The 18,445-nt window shown below is 39.5% G+C and carries 10 protein-coding genes; all 10 read left to right on the top strand.

What is annotated here, in order from left to right:
* Positions 1-109 precede the first annotated feature (109 nt).
* The 10 genes from RGQ13_RS09450 (at position 110) to RGQ13_RS09405 (ending at position 18,415) form a co-directional block, all read left to right on the top strand.
* On the top strand, positions 110-1,549 hold the full coding sequence (locus RGQ13_RS09450; RefSeq protein WP_348393303.1) for a DUF1254 domain-containing protein: 1,440 nt from the start codon (positions 110-112) through the stop codon (positions 1,547-1,549).
* Between the two features lie 190 nt (positions 1,550-1,739).
* Positions 1,740-2,672, top strand: coding sequence for a LysR family transcriptional regulator (locus tag RGQ13_RS09445; RefSeq protein WP_348393302.1), 933 nt, complete (start codon positions 1,740-1,742; stop codon positions 2,670-2,672).
* A 170-nt stretch (positions 2,673-2,842) separates the two neighbouring features.
* Positions 2,843-4,306 (top strand): DUF1214 domain-containing protein, encoded by a 1,464-nt coding sequence (locus RGQ13_RS09440; protein ID WP_348393301.1) that lies wholly within the window; start codon positions 2,843-2,845, stop codon positions 4,304-4,306.
* Between the two features lie 439 nt (positions 4,307-4,745).
* Positions 4,746-5,762, top strand: coding sequence for an AraC family transcriptional regulator (locus tag RGQ13_RS09435; protein WP_348393300.1), 1,017 nt, complete (start codon positions 4,746-4,748; stop codon positions 5,760-5,762).
* 310 nt (positions 5,763-6,072) lie between these two features.
* A complete protein-coding gene (locus tag RGQ13_RS09430; RefSeq protein ID WP_348393299.1) occupies positions 6,073-8,499 on the top strand; it encodes a TonB-dependent receptor in 2,427 nt (808 codons plus the stop codon).
* Positions 8,500-8,795: 296 nt separating this feature from the next.
* A complete protein-coding gene (locus RGQ13_RS09425) occupies positions 8,796-11,240 on the top strand; it encodes a TonB-dependent receptor (protein WP_348393298.1) in 2,445 nt (814 codons plus the stop codon).
* Positions 11,241-11,406: 166 nt separating this feature from the next.
* Complete coding sequence (locus RGQ13_RS09420) at positions 11,407-13,368, top strand: hydantoinase/oxoprolinase family protein (protein WP_348393297.1); 1,962 nt, start codon at positions 11,407-11,409, stop codon at positions 13,366-13,368.
* A 104-nt stretch (positions 13,369-13,472) separates the two neighbouring features.
* Complete coding sequence (locus tag RGQ13_RS09415) at positions 13,473-13,925, top strand: acetone carboxylase subunit gamma (RefSeq protein ID WP_405054185.1); 453 nt, start codon at positions 13,473-13,475, stop codon at positions 13,923-13,925.
* A gap of 1 nt (position 13,926) precedes the next feature.
* Positions 13,927-16,053, top strand: a complete 2,127-nt coding sequence (locus RGQ13_RS09410) for a hydantoinase/oxoprolinase family protein (RefSeq protein ID WP_348393296.1) — start codon at positions 13,927-13,929, stop codon at positions 16,051-16,053.
* Positions 16,054-16,153: 100 nt separating this feature from the next.
* On the top strand, positions 16,154-18,415 hold the full coding sequence (locus RGQ13_RS09405; RefSeq protein WP_348393295.1) for a hydantoinase B/oxoprolinase family protein: 2,262 nt from the start codon (positions 16,154-16,156) through the stop codon (positions 18,413-18,415).
* Positions 18,416-18,445: the final 30 nt, after the last annotated feature.

Raw genomic sequence — 18,445 nt, 5'->3', positions numbered from 1 at the left:
TTTAAGCCGTCCAATCTTCAAATGTACATTGATTGATTATTTAATCCTTATACTAACCAGCAAATGAGTAAAACAAGATCTAAACCGTATTATTTAATTTAGGAATTTAATGATGAAAAAATTTTTACTTAGTATGCTAGTTGCTTGTACAATTGCTTTACCTGCTGTAGCGGATGTACCCGTTACTGTTCCTGCGGCAAAAAGTTATGTTAATAACTTATCTTTAGATCAACGTATTGACCATCACCGAGCCATTGAATCGATGATTTGGTCAATGCCATTAATGAATATGATAGCGATGAGAGAAGGCATGGCGAATGCAGGAGTTGGCTTTAATGATGTCGCTTATCACTCAAGTGTACAAACATGGACTGAGCAATTTACCACTAACAATAATACCGTGCCTTACGTATATACCTTTTGGAATGTTAGTGAAGGTCCTGTTGTGATTGAAATTCCGGCAACGTATAAAGGCATTCCATTAGTTGGTGCATTTCTTGATGCTTGGCAACGTCCTACTGAAGATTTTGGTCCTACAGGTTTTGATGGTGGATATGGCGGTAAATACGTAATGTTACCACCAAACTATGACGGCTCTTATCCTGCTGGATATATTCCTATTCAGCAAAAAACTTACAATGGCTATTCGTTGATTCGACCAGTTGTGAAAAATTTCAAGCCTGAGACAATGGCAACGATGATTGAGTTAGTGAAGCAAATCAAAATTTATCCATTAAGTGAAGCAGGTAAACCAGCTAAAACGAAATACATTGATGTTGCAGGTAAACATATTGATGCTTTGCCAAAATTTGATGCGAGTTACTTTGTAGATTTGCATAAAGTACTACAAGAAGAAAAGCTTGAAGAGCGTGATAAAGTTGCGCTGGGTATGCTGCGTGAGCTAGGTATTGAAAAAGGTGTAGAATTCAATATCACTAAAGCGCAACAAAATGCACTCAATGAAGCGGCTAAAGATGCACATATGTACATGATTAATGAGTACTTAGATGAATCAGCAAGCATAGCTTATGAAGGGACAAATTGGTCTAACGCCGTTCCTGATGAAGGTAATACTCACATGACGACTTTGACTTGGAATTTCCCTAACTATTTATCGTATAACTCTCGAGGTGCAGGTTATAACTTTTTCTACTCTGCTATGAAAAAGCTAGGTAAAGCTACGTATTACTTAAAATCTTCACGCGACAAAGATGCTGTTCGTTTAAATGGTAGCAATGATTATGTTTTAACCGTACCAAAAGATGTACCAGCAAAAAGGTTTTGGTCTGTTACCGCCTACTCAAACGATGATGCAACTTGGTTTGACAATCAACCTAAAGGTGGTGTCGATTCAGCATCAGGTCAATTAAAAACCAATGCTGACGGTACAACCACGATTTACTTTGGTGCTAAAGCGCCTAAAGGAAAAGAAGGCAACTGGGTACCTACTACAGCGGGACGTGAATACTTCTTATATTTCCGTTTCTATGGTCCAACAGCGGCTGCATACGGAGAGTGGAAATTAAACGATTTAGTTAAAGTTCACTAGAACCAGTTGAAATATAAACCAACATTTAGCCTAGCACACCCTTGCTAGGCTAATTTGTATTAGTTCAAGCTAGATCTGATACTTCGATTTGAAAACAAGAATTGTTTGGTTAGTGGCCTTGTAGATCCATAAATAACATTCATACTTTCTAAACCCTATATATGAATAAACCAATCAAGACAGTTTAAATATGGCAAACAGCAGTTTTAATAAAGCAGATCTGAATTTGCTACGCAGTTTTATGGTGTTATATCAAACACAAAATACTAGCCGGGCAGCTGAGGTACTAAATTTAAGCCAGTCTGCGGTTAGTCGTATACTGCAAAGACTAAGGGGTGATTTTAATGATCAACTATTTATCGGTACACGCAATGGGTTATTACCAACAGCAAGAGCTGACAGCTTAGCGATTGAATTACCCATTTTGTTAGAGCAACTTGAAAAAATATATCTCAATCAACAAGAGTTTAACCCGGCAAATTTAAAAGGAAGTATAAAAATTTCTGGTGTAGCAACTGCATTAACTGCCCTTAGCTCACAATTACCAGGAATACTCGGCAAGCAAGCGCCAAACTTACAGTTCGAATTAGATAACTGGTCCAGTAGCACTCGTGAGCAACTGCTCAAAGGAGAAGTTAACATTGGTATTCATTTAGATATGATAGATATGCCAAAACAACTTTTGCAAAGGGAAATCGGTATCGATAGCTTTACACTACTTACACGAAAAGACCACCCTCTTTCGGGCAAAAAAGTTAGTAAAGAAATGCTAAGTGAATTTCCACTTGCGATCTATTCTATCCCTGACTTAAATATGACTCATTCTGTTGTAGAGCGATTATTACAACAAGATAAAATTGAAATGGACGTTCTTTACCGTACCACCCAACTCGATGCTATGATCAACTTAGTGAGCAATAGTGACGTAATATTTCCAGGCTCTAAACTTTGTTATCATTGCTTTCCAGAACAATTACAACCATTAAACTTTGAAGTTGCCAATATGCCAAAGCTTAAACTAACAATTTTTTATCATGCAAGGCACCAACAAAATCCACTGTATAAATGGTTAACAAGTGAAATTACAGCAATATTAAAGCCTTTGTTAAGCAATGTTCAATAACGGCTTATTGTAAAACTCTACCAGCGTAAGTTCTTCTGTACTAACAAATACAAATATGCGTTAAACGCATAGTAACTCTGTAAGTTATTCATTATACGGGTTCAAAAGTTTACATTACTATAGCTGCATAACTTTTTAACTCTAATGTATTTGATTACGGAGACCACCCCATGAAAAAATGTATGCTAACAACGAGCCTGATATTGGCACTAAGTGTTCCTTCATTAGCCTTGGCAAATGATACTACCGAAACGCGAATTGATTTCGGTGCAGAAATCACAGTTGATGCAAAAGGATTTCCAACCAAAAATTCAATAGATACTGTTTATGATGAAATGGATTATCAACGTGCAGTACAGGCCTATTTATGGTCGGTGCCGCAAATGGCAGTATACGGCCAATTAAAAATGAATCATCATTTTGGCAGTGTTAAAAATACCGATGCTTTGACACAATATAAAGATGTAGGCATTGACGGTATGCTAACGCCTAACACGATAGTTCGTTATGTTTTCAATATGCCTAATTTAGCCGAAACAGGTCCTTTGGTTATTGAATATCCTGGCGGCAAAACAGTTGGAGTGATCCACGATTCACAAATGAAATATGTTACCGATGTTGGGCTTATTACTCCAGCAGGAGCGAAACCTGAAAAACTACTATTAATACGTGACAACCAACAACTTCCTAAAGGCACTGAAGAATATCGTATCGTTAGAGTGCCGACCAATTTAGTATTTTGGGGATTTAGAGTATTAAACCCTGAACAAGACACTGAAATACACAAAAATTTGCATGTTTATCCTTTTGCTGAACGTGCGAACCCGGTAGCAACAGAGTTTTTCTCGCCAAAAGACGGTGACGAGACTTACTTTATGGCACAACCAGAAGGTATGGCCTATTGGCAGCAACTGCATGAATATATTCAACTAGAAGATGTGTTAGAAGTCGATCGTTATATGATGTCGCATCTTAAAGCGGTTGGCATTGAAAAAGACAAGCCATTTGCACCAACAGCACGTCAACAAAAGATATTGCAGAAAGCGGCATTGGTAGGTGAAAAAATGGCGATGGTTACATCTTTTGCACCACGTTCAGATGAATCAAAATATCGCGATGACACTCGTTGGTCTCACCCTTTAACTCTTAACCCTAATCACAGAACAAAATACACTCAGCAATTTGAAGAACGTGTTGACTGGACCTGGGAAGCGTATGGATTATCGCCGGCGATGAAAGCAAAATATCCGGGTAAAGGCTCTACCTATCTCGCCTCATATCGTGACAGTGCAGGTGATTGGTTCGATGGTAGTAAAAATTATAAGTTCACCATTGCTGCAGATGCACCAGCAGCACGTTTTTGGGATGTTAGTACGTATAACCTTGAGACTCGCGCAATGTTGCAAAATGGCGATCATCAAAATGCGGTAAACACCTTTACAAAAGGCCTGGTTACCAATGACGACGGCACAATCGATATATTCTTTGGTCCTGAAGAACCAAAAGGTAAAGGCGCTAACTGGGTAAAAACCCAAGCCGGCGATACCTGGTTTACCTACTTTCGCCTTTATGGTCCAACCGAAGCTTACTTCGATAGGTCATGGCCTATGTATGATATAAAAATGATAAAATAACATTCAATATTTAATTCAAGGGAGCTTACGCTCCCTTTTTTATAGAGCCATACTTATACTACTCCCCATAACTGTTGTATTACCAAGTTGCCACAATTAAGTAACTTTGTAATGAAAACAGCCCTACCACCTATGTCGGCTCAAGAGTAGCTAATTGTCGTTTCAGGAGTAATTTAAAACTGTATTAAATTATAACATTGGAAAAACATGATCTTATTAACACAATTAAAAATAAACAAAGACTCACTTGTAATGTTACCTATGCTAACAAGGTAGGAACGATTTAAACGCTTACAGTCTTTGAAAACTGTTTTGTTAAAATATCAGGTTCAGTTGTATGCTGTTTTGAATAGGGATTTTGGCAAACTTAGTAATACGGAATCGAATTGGTTAATATTGAGGATTATGCAATTAGTTATCTGTCAGATTAAATAAAAATATGAACAATAAAACAGTTTCTATCCATTATATAAATGCATTAGTCAAAAGCCTTGAAAGGCATGGACATAATGCAGATGAATTTCTTAAAAAGTTTGATATTACCCAGCAAATGTTAACCGCCTCTACAAGCAGAGTATTGTATGAGGTGTTTGTTGCCTTTAGCCGCTATACATGGAAAATACTTAAAGATGAAAGTTTTGGCTTTTCTGAAAAACCATTACCTAACGACGCTTTTTATTATGGTAGTAAGCTTGCAATAAATTCTAAAGTTCTGGGAGAGGCATTGCAGCTTCTCATCGGTTTTTACAATTACATCGAACATGGTTATAAAATCAATTTGGTTATTTACAATGACGATTTTGAAATACAAGTTGTTTTGAATAAACCCGAATTAGATATCCATCATATGCTAGCTGAGTTTGTATTATGTGCGATGCATAGATTTAGCTGTTGGCTTACCGGTAAACCAATTGAAATTAAAATGGTTGAGTTCAACTTCCCGCCCCCATTTCATCAGGCTGAGTATGCTTTATTGTTTTCATCAAGCCCAAAAAGATTTAATTCAGAGCAACTTTCGATTCGTTTTAGCGCTAAACATTTAAATTTGCCAATCATAAAAAACAATCTTGAACTGGATGATTACATGGCTGTAATTCCAATGAATATTTTGTTAAACCCAGTTGAGCAAGATAACTATACCACCAAAATCAAACGAATCATCGAATCGTATCAAGGACAAGACTTTCCTAATTTTGATTGGGTTTCGCAAGAAATTCATATGGTACCAAAAACCTTACGTCAAAAATTAAAAAGTGAAGGCGTTACCTACCAAAAAATCAAAGACGCTATGCGTCGCGACCGTGCTATTTATTTGATGTACAAACCAAATTACACGATGGCAGACATTGCTGAAAAACTTGGCTTTACTGAAACATGCAGCTTTGTTAGAGCTTTCAAAGGCTGGACTGACTTTACCCCTGGCGCTTATCGAGCGCAATTTATAGAAGAAAACTAGTCATTTTAAATGTTCAACAAAGTATAGTAAATCCTCTAAGAACAAGATCCACGGCTAACTTTAGTTAGAACGTGGAGTATTTTCCTTTATGAAAACTTGAATAAAATGCACGCCACACCCCACGGCATTGTTAGCCACCCTAACTTTAGCTAGGGATTGTTAACCAGTTCGTTCTTTTTTGTTATTGAGATGTTGCACATTATCAAACACCCTAAAAGCTAAGCTTAAAACTTGAGCTTAACGTAGGTTTTTACAAACCTAAAAGCAAAAATCTAACATTGCAATTTAAAATAATAATTTGGGGAAATCAGTGAGTAGTAGCATTAATAAAAAGCGCCACCCTTTGGGTATAGCGATAGCATTTGCGCTTGCAACGAGCACATATACCAGTTCATCTTATGCACAAGAACAAACCGCAGACAGCGATAAAGATATTGAAGTTATCTTGGTAAAAGGTGGTAAGCGACCTAAAACGCTGCATGAAGTACCCGCATCGGTTTCTGTTATCGGTGGTGAAACTTTAGCGCAAATGAAAATTGATAATATGGAAGATATGTCAAAATCTTTGCCTAATGTCAGTATTTCTGCCAACGCCATTCAAGATACCATTTCCATTCGAGGTATTAACTCAGATTTACAATCTGGTGGTGAGCAATCTGTCGGGATATTTGTTGATGGTGTTTATCATGGACGCGGCGTACAGTCGCGCTATTCTTTTTTAGATGTAGAAACGCTTGAAGTTTTACGTGGTCCGCAAGGAGCTTTATTTGGCAAGAATACTATTGGTGGCGTGTTATCGATTAATCCGGCACAACCTAAAGAGGACTTGGAAGCAAAAATTACCACAGGTTGGGAAACCGAAGCAGAACAAATAGAAACATCTGGTTTTGTCACTGGCGCGCTTAATGATGACGCCAGCTTAAAAGCTCGTTTAGCGTTTAAATACAAAGACAACGATAAAGGCTACATGGAAAACCATGTTAAAGATGAAACCGGTATTACCAGCGAAGATTTATCATATCGAGGCATATTAGACTGGCAAGCCACTGACGCTTTAGTTGTGAATTTTCGCCTTGAATCTGGAGAGCAAGAATCTAATGGTATTTATTGGGAAATGACCGAGTTAACCGGACCGCTAGCACCTGTTATCGCTTCATTTGGCGAAGACGGCGCTGTTGATCATAAAGGCAGCGGTTCAAATATGGACTACCCAGGCCTAGGTTTCAATGATGAAGATACCACCTATTACATGGACACTAATTTTGATGAATATGCATTAAAAGCAAATTACGCGTTAAGCGCTGGAACTTTTACCGTAATGGCCGCGCAGTCTGATTATGACTTTGAGCGCAGCGTTGATGCAGACTTTGGTCCTTTGCCAATATTGCAATTTACCGATAGAGAAGATTTTGAACAAACAAGTTTCGAAGCTCGTTTTGTTTCTAATGACAGTGATACTTTTGAATATATTGCTGGAATTTATTATCAAAGTAGTGATTTGTTGACCAATGGTGTAACCGAAGCGGCAACGGCTCCAGGTACTGCTGTTGGCGGCGCCTTTAATGGTGCTATTTTAGGGATGACAGGTGGTGCACTTGATATATTCCCAGAATATGGCCTAACGAGTCGCTTTCATCAATTAGATCAAGAATCTGATATGTGGGCCGTTTTTGCTCAAGTAGGCATTGGATTAACAGATAACTTAAAACTTGAATTGTCAGGTCGATATGCAGATGAAGAAAAAGATGCCATACAAGAAGTCGATCTTTATGGCGGTACTGGCTACGGTCAAACGAGTGGCAACCAGTTATCAAACCCACTTGAACAAATGTTTTGGGGCTTAGCTGTATTTGAAGCACAGCCACATCAAAATGTTCTTAATCGTAGTGAAAGTCATTTCACCCCTTCAGCGAGCTTATCATGGACGGTTAACGAAGATACCAACCTTTATGCAAGTTATGCTGAAGGTGTTAAGGGAGGTGGCTTCAATGCATTAGCAATGACCGCTGACCCCGCCGCTGCAGAGTATGAAGAAGAAGAAGCAACATCATACGAAATTGGTGGTAAATTTTCATTACTCGATGGCAGTGCAAAATTAAACGTTGCAGTGTTCAACACTAAGTTTGACGATATGCAAACCACTCAGTTTACCGGTGGTACAACCTTTGTAGTTGCCAATGCCGCTGAGGCAACATCGCAAGGATTAGAATTAGATCTTGTATGGAATCTAACAGAAGACTGGACCTTATTTTCTAATTTTGGTTACATAGATTTTGAATTCGACTCCTATGAAAACGCTGGTTGTACTGCGATGCAAATCGTAAACGGTAGTTATGCTAATGGCGCTGCTTGTTCCGCCGATGGCGGTAACGACTTAAGTGGTAAAACTAATCAGGATGTGCCTGAATTTACGGCAATGCTCGGTCTAGAGTACGCAACTAACTTAGGTGAATTTGAGCTAGTCTCACGGGTTAACTTTAGTCATTCTGATGAATTTTATGCCGCGGCAGATTTAGATGAGAGCTCTAAAGTTGATGCGTTCACTTTGGTTGATGCTTCCATTAAACTGGTATCTCCAGATGGTGATTGGGACGTAGCCTTCATCGGTCGAAACTTGAGTGACGAAGAGTACTTCTATTACCACAATGATACGCCACTTTTATCGGGTTCTCACCAATCTGGCACTGCCGCACCAGCCACTTATACGTTTCAGTTCAGCTACCACTTCATGGACTAGATATATAAGAGCATAACAACAGATCAGGTGGGGATTGTCCAATCCTCACCCTTTCATTTCACCCTTTTACAACACCGCGTAAACCGAGTAATTTTTTGAATGCTATACTGTCTAAATATTTTTCATAATTAACACTAATCCCTAACTTTAGTTAGGTGCATTATTTTCCTTCCCATACTAACGTCAAGTTTGGTCGAAAAAACAACGATCAAAAATGAATTTACCTATAAAACAAATAGTTAAATTCATACTTTATAAATATAACAATAATTAATATAAAACTTAGGGAAACACATATGAGAAGTATACGTAAAACTAAGCTTAGAATTGCCATACAATTGGCGGTACTGACGTCGGCTAGTTCTATATCTGCTACAACCCTGGCAGCAAATAATGCCAACGATGCTGCACAAACTCGTCAACTTGAACACATCATCGTAACCTCACAAAAACGGTCACAAAACTTACAAGAAGTACCAATGTCAGTATCGGCTATTGGCGGTGAAAAAATAAAAGAAGCGGCTATCCCAAATCTGGAAGATTTATCATCGTATATTCCTAATTTTTCAGTAGCAAAATCAGGTGGTACCGAAGTTATCTCAATTCGTGGTATTCAAACAGGATTCCAATCGGGCTTTGAGCAATCTATTGGCACCTATGTTGATGGCGTTTATCGGGGCCGTGGGGTGCAATCGCAGTTTTCATTTTTAGACGTTGGTTTGGTCGAAGTATTGCGTGGCCCGCAAGGTACTTTATTTGGTAAAAACACCATAGGTGGTGCATTAAATATTACTACCGCAAAACCCACAGAAGATTTTGAAGCAAGTGTGTCACTAAGCCACGAATTCGAATACGAACAAGATGAAGTACAAGGCTTTGTATCCGGTTCACTAACAGATAATCTACGAGGTCGTGTTGCATTTCTGGCTAGAGAATCTGATGAAGGTTGGGTTGAAAATTCATATTATGACACCTCAAGCACAACCAATGAAGATTGGGCATCACGATTAAGCTTGGAGTGGGATGCAAGTGAAGATACTCTGGTTAGCTTTAAAGTTGAGCACGGTGATTGGGACAAGGCCGGTCTGCCAATGGAACACGATCAACTATCCCCTGGCTTACAATTTTTAATGACCGCGTTCTCACCTACTTTTCCAGTTGAACCAGATCTTGACACGAGCAACCTTTCAGCACCAAATGGCAATAGCTCCCCTGAAATCGATGTTGGTAATAACTATGTGTTTGAAGGCGATATTGATGAAATCGCATTAACCATTGAACATAATTTAGATAATGGCTCGGTGATCACCGCAATTGCAGGCTATTCTACTTATGAATTTGATCGCTCTGTTGATGCAGATTACTCATTGTTTGATGGTTTATTGTATAACGACACTGAAGATTTTGAGCAATCTAGCTTTGAACTTCGCATTGCTTCTGATGCAAGCTTAGATTTCAATTATGTTGCCGGTGTTTATTTTGAAAAAGCAGACTTGTATGCCGATGCTGTTTCTAATTTTAACGTTGATGGTTCAGATCCAGATTCATTAGGAAGTGTACTGGCACTACAAAATCCACTTTACGGTATGCTTGGTAAGTTTGGACGAGTCAATTTTCTCGATCAAGAATCAACCTCAAGTGCGGTATTTTTCCAAGGTACATATGCCTTAACTGAAGCAGTAAAAATGACAGCAGGTGTACGTTACTCTGACGATAAGAAAGAAGCTGAACAAGGAATGTTATGTTCAGAATTTGGTTCAAGTACGGTAGATCAGGCTTGTAGTTACCCAGATCCTACCGATCCATTTGCACCAATTTACGCATTTAGACATTTTTTATCGGAAATGACACCACATGTTTTTGAAGATTTAGAGCGCAATGAAGAAAACGTGAGTTGGTCTGCAAACCTCCAGTGGCAAGCAACAAATGATGCAATGCTGTATGGCTCAATTAGTACTGGTTATAAAAGCGGTGGTTTTAACAGTTTCACCCAACGCCCAGATCCTGATGAAGTCGAATTTGATGAGGAAGAAGCACAATCCATTGAGGTTGGTGCAAAATTAAGCCTTGATGATGGAGCCGCCGAGTTGAATATTGCAATTTATCAAATGGAATATGACGATTTGCAAGCTTCAATATTTACTGGCGCTACTGCATTTAAAGTTGAAAATGCCGCTAAAGCTGATATTTCAGGGGTTGAAATGGATGGAAGATGGTTATTAACCGATTCATTAACCCTGCGTGGCTCTTTAGCATATAACAACTTTGAATTTGATGACTATGATACAGCTGGATGTACAGTTGATCAAAAGACACTAGCCGATGCGGGTAATGTTACCCCTGGCGTCAGGCTCAATGCACTTGGTTTATGTGAGCAAGATTTAGCCGGAAAACCGAATGCATTTACTCCAGAATGGACGGGGAGTTTATCGCTTGAGCATGAACTCAACTTTGATAATTACTACCTGCGTTCAGTACTCGACTTAAATTACCGTGATAATTACTATGCAGCAGCCGATTTAGATCCAATCAGTGAACAAGACAGTTACGTGTTAACTAATTTATCACTAATATTTGGACCACAAAGTCAAGATTGGGATATTGCTTTAATCGGTCGAAACCTTGGTGATGAGCAATTTAAAACCTGGTCGCAAGACATACCACTGTTTGCCGGTTCACATATGGGTCTTTATTCGCAAGGACAAACATTTACGTTAAGAGGCAGTTACCATTTTCAATAACTGATAAGCGATTTAACACTAGCGCCCTCTTCTGGGCGCTTTATTTTCACTACCTAACTCCTTGTTTCACCTGAATTAAAATCAAGTTGTTTGATAGTTCGAGCTAATCCCTAGCCAATCCCTAACTTTCGATAGGTACTCTCAATTAAAAACTCTAATAAGCTGAATGAATAATAACCATTCTAAAATAATAGAGAACGATAATATGGGAAAACTGATAAACATAGACAACGGCGGTACCCTTACCGATATTTGGGTGCTTGACGGCGATAAGTCTTACCATACAAAAACAATAACTACACCTTACGATCTGTCCAAGTGCTTCTACGAAGGCTTAAAAAAGGTTTCCGGCGTTATATATGGTGAAGATGATCTGGCTGCACTATTGCAAAGCACCGATCATATTCGTTATTCAACAACACAAGGTACCAACGCACTGGTAATGAAAAAAGGCCCGCGCCTTGGTCTTATTATCGATAAGAAAACCAAGCTTGAAGATTTGTTATCGACAGATAAAGAAGCTGAAATGTTCCCTGCCCTTGTTGGCGATCGTGTAGAGCAAATTGATAACAATTTAACTGGTGATGCATATTCTCATGCATTATCAGCAGCGATTAACCGTTTATCTTCAGACGGCGCTAACCGAATCGTGGTGAGTTTTTCTGGTGATGATTATCTTAAAAAAGAAGCTAGTTTTCGTAGCTTAAGCTTTAAATTATTCCCTCGTCACTTATTAGGTGCGGTGCCTTTATTATATGCAGGAAGCTTAAGTAGTGACCAAAATGCATTGCGCCGTACTTGGACTGCTATTAATAACGCCTTCTTACATCCGGCAATGGAGCAGTTCCTATTTAACGCCGATAACAAATTGCGTGAATTTAGAATGACCAACCCATTATTGATTTATCGTAATGATGGATATGCCGGACGTGTTGCCAAAACGGTTGCGTTAAAAACCTATTCTTCAGGCCCTCGTGCGGGCATGGATTCAGCTAAAGCCTATGCCGAATACTATGGCTTTAACAAATTCCTAACCTTCGATGTTGGTGGTACAACAACCGATATAGGTTTAATTGAAGATGATGTAGTGAAAGCTTTTTCTCACGGCGAAGTTGAAGGGGTTGAATGTTCATTCCCATTATGTGACATCAAATCTATAGGAGTTGGTGGAGGTTCAATCTTTCGCGTAAAAGACGGTTCTATTACCGTTGGCCCAGACTCTGTTGGTGGCGCACCAGGTCCAGCCTGTTTTGGTATGGGTGGTAAAGAAGCAACGATTACTGATGCCCTATTGTTAATGGGTTTATTAGATCCTGAAACTTATTTCGGTGGAGAGATGAAACTCGATGCTGACCGTTCTCGTGCCATTATCGCTGAAAATATTGCCGAGCCTTTGGGTATCACCGTTAATCAAGCAATTCATGACATGCTTAAAGCATGGGCTGGCGATATTGCCACAGGCCTGAGCAATTACACTGAATTAACCGATGACACCGTATTATCTGCCTTTGGTGGCGGAGGCCCAATGGGTGCTCTTGCTGTTGCCGATGCTGCGGGGATGAAGAATGTATTAGTACCACGTTTATCTGCCGTATTTAGTGCACACGGTATTGGTTTTAGTGACATTGCTCACATGAGTGAACTGAAACTTGATAACAATGATGCAGCATCACTGACCGAAGTTCTGGCACAGTTGAAAACTCGTGTAAGCCGCGACATGTTTTCTGAAGGCTTTGACATTGAAGAATGTGAACTGCAAGCGTGGTTACTCATAAACGGAAAAGAAATTGAACTTGATTTAAGTTCACCATCCCTTTCTAACTCTATTAGCAATATTGACGAAGTCATTGCCGGTATGCGTGCGATTAAATCCGTTAACCGAGCCAAATTACCTGAAAAAATCGATGTTGACCAACATGAACCACGTATTGGAGCTATTCGTGAATTAATGAATGCCGACGGTTCCACTCAGGAATTGCCGGTTATTAATGTTGAAGATCAAACCCCTGGCGCTACAGGTGTAGGGCCTGCTGTTATAGAGGAGGCCTTCTGGACTTGTAAAGTTGAAGCCGGATGGGCATACGAATTTACTATCAATGGCGATGTATTGTTTAAGAAAATCGACTGAACAACGGTGATACAGAGCGGTTAGTTACCGCTTTTTAACCATAAACAAAATATTGATGTAAGCCAATATTGAAAGCTATAAGTTGAAAAACTGAGAAAATAATTATGAAATATTTAGCAACAGAATACCTCCAAATCGATTTGGAAAAAGAAACCTGGGAATGCCGTGTTTGTGAACACGAGATGGGCAGCGCCCGTGAAAACTATAAGAAGTTTACAAAAATATACAATCGTAACCCACACGAAATTCATAAGCCGAAATTAGATCCAACTAAGTATGAATTTACCTTTGCACCTGATCGTAAAGTATGTGCCATTTACGAGTTCTACTGTCCAAGCTGCGGCACTATGGTTGAAGTTGAATACACTGTACCTGGTGCTCTGCCTTTACATGATTTTGAATTAGATATCGATTCATTAAAAGAGAAAATGCTAGGCCAAGCACCTGTTACTGATGCTGGTATTGGTGTCGATACAACCAAAGCACTACGTGACAATGCCCATGAACACTCTCATGGACAGGGTTCTTGCTCTCATTCACATCAAGGGGAGAACTAATATGAAACGTATTGCAGTTGATATCGGTGGTACTTTTACCGATTGTTTTATTTGCTGGGAAGATAAATTTCTGCAAACCAAAGCGCTTACAAGTCATCAAAACTTAGCCTTGGGCTTTAACGAAGCTATTGATAACGCTTGTGCTGAGTTAGAAATATCACGTCAAAAATTATTAGCCGAAGTTGATTCTGTACGTTATGCAACAACCTTAGGTACAAACGCGTTAATCGAACGTAATGGCCCTCGTGTTGGTTTATTAACAACATTTGGTTTCGACAGTACTGTGCCGTTATCTCGTGGCCGCGGTTATTCGGAAGGTTTACCAGATGAAGAAGCAAAAGATCTATCACGTGCGACTCGACCTGATCCGTTGGTACCAATTAAGTATATTCGTACGGTAAAAGAGCGTGTTGATTATCGTGGTAAAGTGTTAATGGATTTACAAGAAGAACAAACTCGCACAGCCATTCGCGAATTAGTCGACTTAGGTGTGCAAGCTATTGTTGTTGCAACGATCAACTCAGTTGAAAACCCAACACATGAATTACGTGTACAAGAGATTTTTGAAGAGGAATATCCACCAGAAATGTTGGGCTCAATTCCAATGATCCTTTCCCATCAAGTTGTTGGTCGTAAAGGTGAATATGTACGTACCTCATCGTCAATTGTCGATGCTTACTTGCATTCAACCATGTACTTTGCAATGAGTTCGTTAGAGCAAAATTTGCGTGAAAATGGTTATACCAAGCCAATGCTGTTAGTACATAACTCAGGTGGCATGGCACAGCTTAACTCTACCGATGCTCTGCAAACAGTGCACTCGGGCCCAGTTGCGGGTATTCATGCTGCAGAAGAGTTATCTAAGCAAAGTAATATGGATAATATAGTTTGTGGTGATATGGGTGGTACCTCATTCGATATCGGTATTATTACCAAAGGTGGTGAAAAACATTATGACTTTAATCCTGTAGTTGACCGTTGGTTAGTAACCGTTCCTATGGTTCATTTAGTCACACTAGGTGCTGGTGGTGGTTCTATAGCTAAGTACGACTCGGTATTTAATACTGTTAAAGTAGGCCCTATGTCAGCAGGCTCTGATCCTGGTCCGGCAGCATATGACCGTGGAGGGATGAACCCTACCGTAACGGATGCCGATTTACTTTTAGGCTACTTAGATACTAAAAACTACGCAAACGGTTACATTAAATTGAACATGCGTCGCACGTACCAAGCATTAGAAGATATCTGTGATGAACTCGATATTGAAGAAATTGAAGCGGCTAAGTTTATTAAGTCAAATGCTGATGGTGAAATGGCTAGTGGTTTAACGCAAGAATTGAACCGTCAAGGATATAAAGCTGAAGATTTTGTGTTCTTAGCGTACGGTGGTAATGGTCCATTGCATGCCTGTGGTATCGCGGAACGTGCTGGTATCAATCGAGTATTAGCACCTCCATACAGCTCTGTATTTTCTGCTTGTGGTGGTGCTGGTCTTAACCAAATGCACATCCATGAAAAGAATGTTTCTTACCCATTCTTCCACAAAAACTTACAGGCTATTTTCAGTGATTTTGATGGCTTCAACAGCATTGTTGAAGAATTAGAAGTTAAAGGTCGTAATGATTTGATCCGACAAGGTATTAGCGAAGAGCAAATCAAATACCGAGTTGAATTGGATATGCGCTATTCCATTCAAAAAATGGAAGTGAGTGTTGTTGCGCCTAAAACACGCCTTGAAAGTAGCACCGATGTTATTCAATTAATTGAAACCATGAATGCAGACTTTGGTTCTCGTTACGGTGAAGAAATCGTATCTCCTGAATCCGGTGTATGGGTTGGTACTGTACGTGTTGTGTCTTGGGTGGAATTACCTGCGTTGAAATTTGAAGATATGACGCCGCCAACGACAAAAATATCAACACCAAAGCCAGTAGCTTACCGAGACTGCCACTTTGTTGGTTTAGAAGGTGCGCAAAAGACACCAATTTATGATGGATTAGCATTACAGCCAGGCGTAGTAATTGAAGGTCCTGCTGTAGTTAACCCTGGTGCTACAACTTACTTGGTTGAGCCAGGTTGGCGTTTAGAATCAGCGGCACAAGGTGCTGTTTGGTTGCTTAAGCAATAAGATAAAAACTGTGGCTAGTATTAACCGCTAGCCAATATTTTTTATTAACACTTAAGCATTAAATGCTCTAAGTGTTAATTCAAAAGTAAGGCATAAGAAAATGACAGAAACAAAATTAGATACAACAGCTGAACAAAACACAGCTGAGCAGAAAATAATTAATAAATTTTTAACTGAGCACGTAAGCTTTATTGGTCCTGATCAAGAAATTCAACGTAATCACCATATTAGCGCTCGTTCAGCTCGAGAAGAAGAAGTATTAAAGCATGGGGTAGATCCTCATTTAATGAGTGAAATTCGCTCTAATCTACAATCAGCATTGGACGAAACATTTGGTATTGCTGAAATGACCGTAGCAAGTCCGGCGGCTTCTTGTGGTGATATGTCGACCGGCTACTTTACCCCTGTAGGTGACCTGTTTTTAGGTTCTACTTTTGGTGTAGCAGGTTTTACCGTATCGCTGCATTATACCATTCGCTGGATCATGAAATACTTAAAGGACGATCCTACTGTAGGTATTAATGAAGGCGATGGTTTCCTTATTAATGATTGTCATTACGGCGGTATTCACAGCCCAGATCAACATTTATTCATGCCTATTTTTGATAAAGGTGAATTAGTTGCCTGGAATTGTTGTGCGATGCATGAAGGTGAAATTGGTGCAAAAGATCCAGGCGGTATGGGTCCATCAATTGAAACACCATGGGATGAAGGTTTCCGTGGCTCTCCGGTTAAGCTGGTAGAAAATTATAAAATTAAACGGGATATCGCAACATTAGTGCAAAATAATTCACGTGAACCACATATTATTATGGCTGACTTTAAAGCACGTTTAGCGGCATGTATGCGTTTAGAGCGACGCTATAAGGAGCAGGTTGCACAATATGAAATAAATAACATTATTGCTTTTAGCCGTAGTAATATTGAATATATGCGTGATGAAGCAAAACGCCGTATTGAAGCGTTACCAGATGGTACTGTACGTACTAGCTTGTATTGTGATCACACTATGCGTGAAGCTGCAATGATACGTATTAACCTTAACTATACGATTAAAGGCGATAAAGTTATTGTTGATTATCGTGGTAGTTCTCCTGAAATATACAATCGTCCAATCAACAACTTACACAGTACTGTTTCCTTAGGCACAATGATCACTTTAGCGCATCATATTTGGCCTGATTTACCTTGTGCACAAGCCGTTATCGATAATTTCGAATTTCTAACTGATGATAAAAATATCATGAACGCAAGTCCAGAGGTTCCGGTCGCCTTATCAATGCAACCAATGTTTAAAATGATCACTGGTGCAGAGCTAGCCTTTGGTAAATTTTACTATGGTGCTCCTAAGCGTTATGCACAAACGAAAGCATGTTGGTTTAACCAACCACAATCTATTATCTACGGTGGCGTGAATCAACATCACGATTCAGTGGGCAACATGTGTGGTGATTTAAACGGTATGCCAGGAGGTGCTAAATCAAATGCTGATGGTGAGCATTCATTAAGCCCTAACTTTGGTGCTCGTACCGATATTGGTGAAGCTGAAGCTGCTGAAGAAGGTTTACCATTTGTCTGTGCAATATCTAAAAAATTCTGGCCTGATAATGTTGGTTTTGGTAAATACCGCGGTGGTGCCGGCTACCAATTTGGTTTAATGCGCTTTGGTGAGCAACCATTTGGCTTTCAGGCTATTTGTGGTGGCTCTTACTTCCCTTCAACAATGGGTATGTTTGGTGGTTATGCGTGCCCTACTTATGCTGTAGCTCGTGTTCGTGGTAAGAATTTATTTGAAGAGTTTAATGCCAAGCCAGAACTATGGGATGCTGATTTATTCAAGCTAATGAATGATCAACCCATAGACGGAGTTACATACGAAGCGCTACCAAGTGCCGTAATGTTCGACCTGTATCAAGAAGGCGAATTATTCATGCAAAGCCAGGGCGCTGGTGGTGGTTATGGTGATGTATTAGAACGTGATACTGCACTAACCGTGAAAGACTTAGAAGAAAAACTGGTAAGTCATGAAACGGCTCTTGATCTTTATAAAATGGTTTACGATGAAAAGTCTTTAATTGTTGATGAACAAGCAACTCAAAATGCTCGTACAGCAGAGCGTCAAGCGCGTATTAACCGCGGATTAAGTTGGGATGAGTTTGTTGCAACACACGTAACAGATGAGCCACCAGCAGATATTAATTATTTTGGTTCATGGAATGATTCAGCCGAGTTATACGCCGGGCCTTACCCTAAAGCGTTACCTGGTGAGCATGGTCCATTAATTATGCCTGATCCAAAAGATATTAAACTGGCTCATGCACAAGCTGAAATTGCAGCATTAAAAGCACAATTAGCTAACTAAGCAGTTCTTGGTGTAATCAAAATAAAAAGG

The sequence above is a fragment of the Thalassotalea psychrophila genome, from assembly GCF_031583595.1.
Lineage (GTDB): Bacteria > Pseudomonadota > Gammaproteobacteria > Enterobacterales > Alteromonadaceae > Thalassotalea_A > Thalassotalea_A psychrophila.
This window is presented reverse-complemented; position numbering and strand designations above follow the sequence as displayed.

What these genes read in the sequence shown, in the direction of transcription:
- RGQ13_RS09450 (WP_348393303.1), top strand. Translation starts at nt 110, where the DNA reads ATGATGAAAAAATTTTTACTTAGTATGCTAGTTGCTTGTACAATTGCT.
- RGQ13_RS09410 (WP_348393296.1), top strand. Translation starts at nt 13,927, where the DNA reads ATGAAACGTATTGCAGTTGATATCGGTGGTACTTTTACCGATTGTTTT.
- RGQ13_RS09420 (WP_348393297.1), top strand. Translation starts at nt 11,407, where the DNA reads ATGAATAATAACCATTCTAAAATAATAGAGAACGATAATATGGGAAAA.
- RGQ13_RS09425 (WP_348393298.1), top strand. Translation starts at nt 8,796, where the DNA reads ATGAGAAGTATACGTAAAACTAAGCTTAGAATTGCCATACAATTGGCG.
- RGQ13_RS09440 (WP_348393301.1), top strand. Translation starts at nt 2,843, where the DNA reads ATGAAAAAATGTATGCTAACAACGAGCCTGATATTGGCACTAAGTGTT.
- RGQ13_RS09405 (WP_348393295.1), top strand. Translation starts at nt 16,154, where the DNA reads ATGACAGAAACAAAATTAGATACAACAGCTGAACAAAACACAGCTGAG.
- RGQ13_RS09445 (WP_348393302.1), top strand. Translation starts at nt 1,740, where the DNA reads ATGGCAAACAGCAGTTTTAATAAAGCAGATCTGAATTTGCTACGCAGT.
- RGQ13_RS09415 (WP_405054185.1), top strand. Translation starts at nt 13,473, where the DNA reads ATGAAATATTTAGCAACAGAATACCTCCAAATCGATTTGGAAAAAGAA.
- RGQ13_RS09435 (WP_348393300.1), top strand. Translation starts at nt 4,746, where the DNA reads ATGAACAATAAAACAGTTTCTATCCATTATATAAATGCATTAGTCAAA.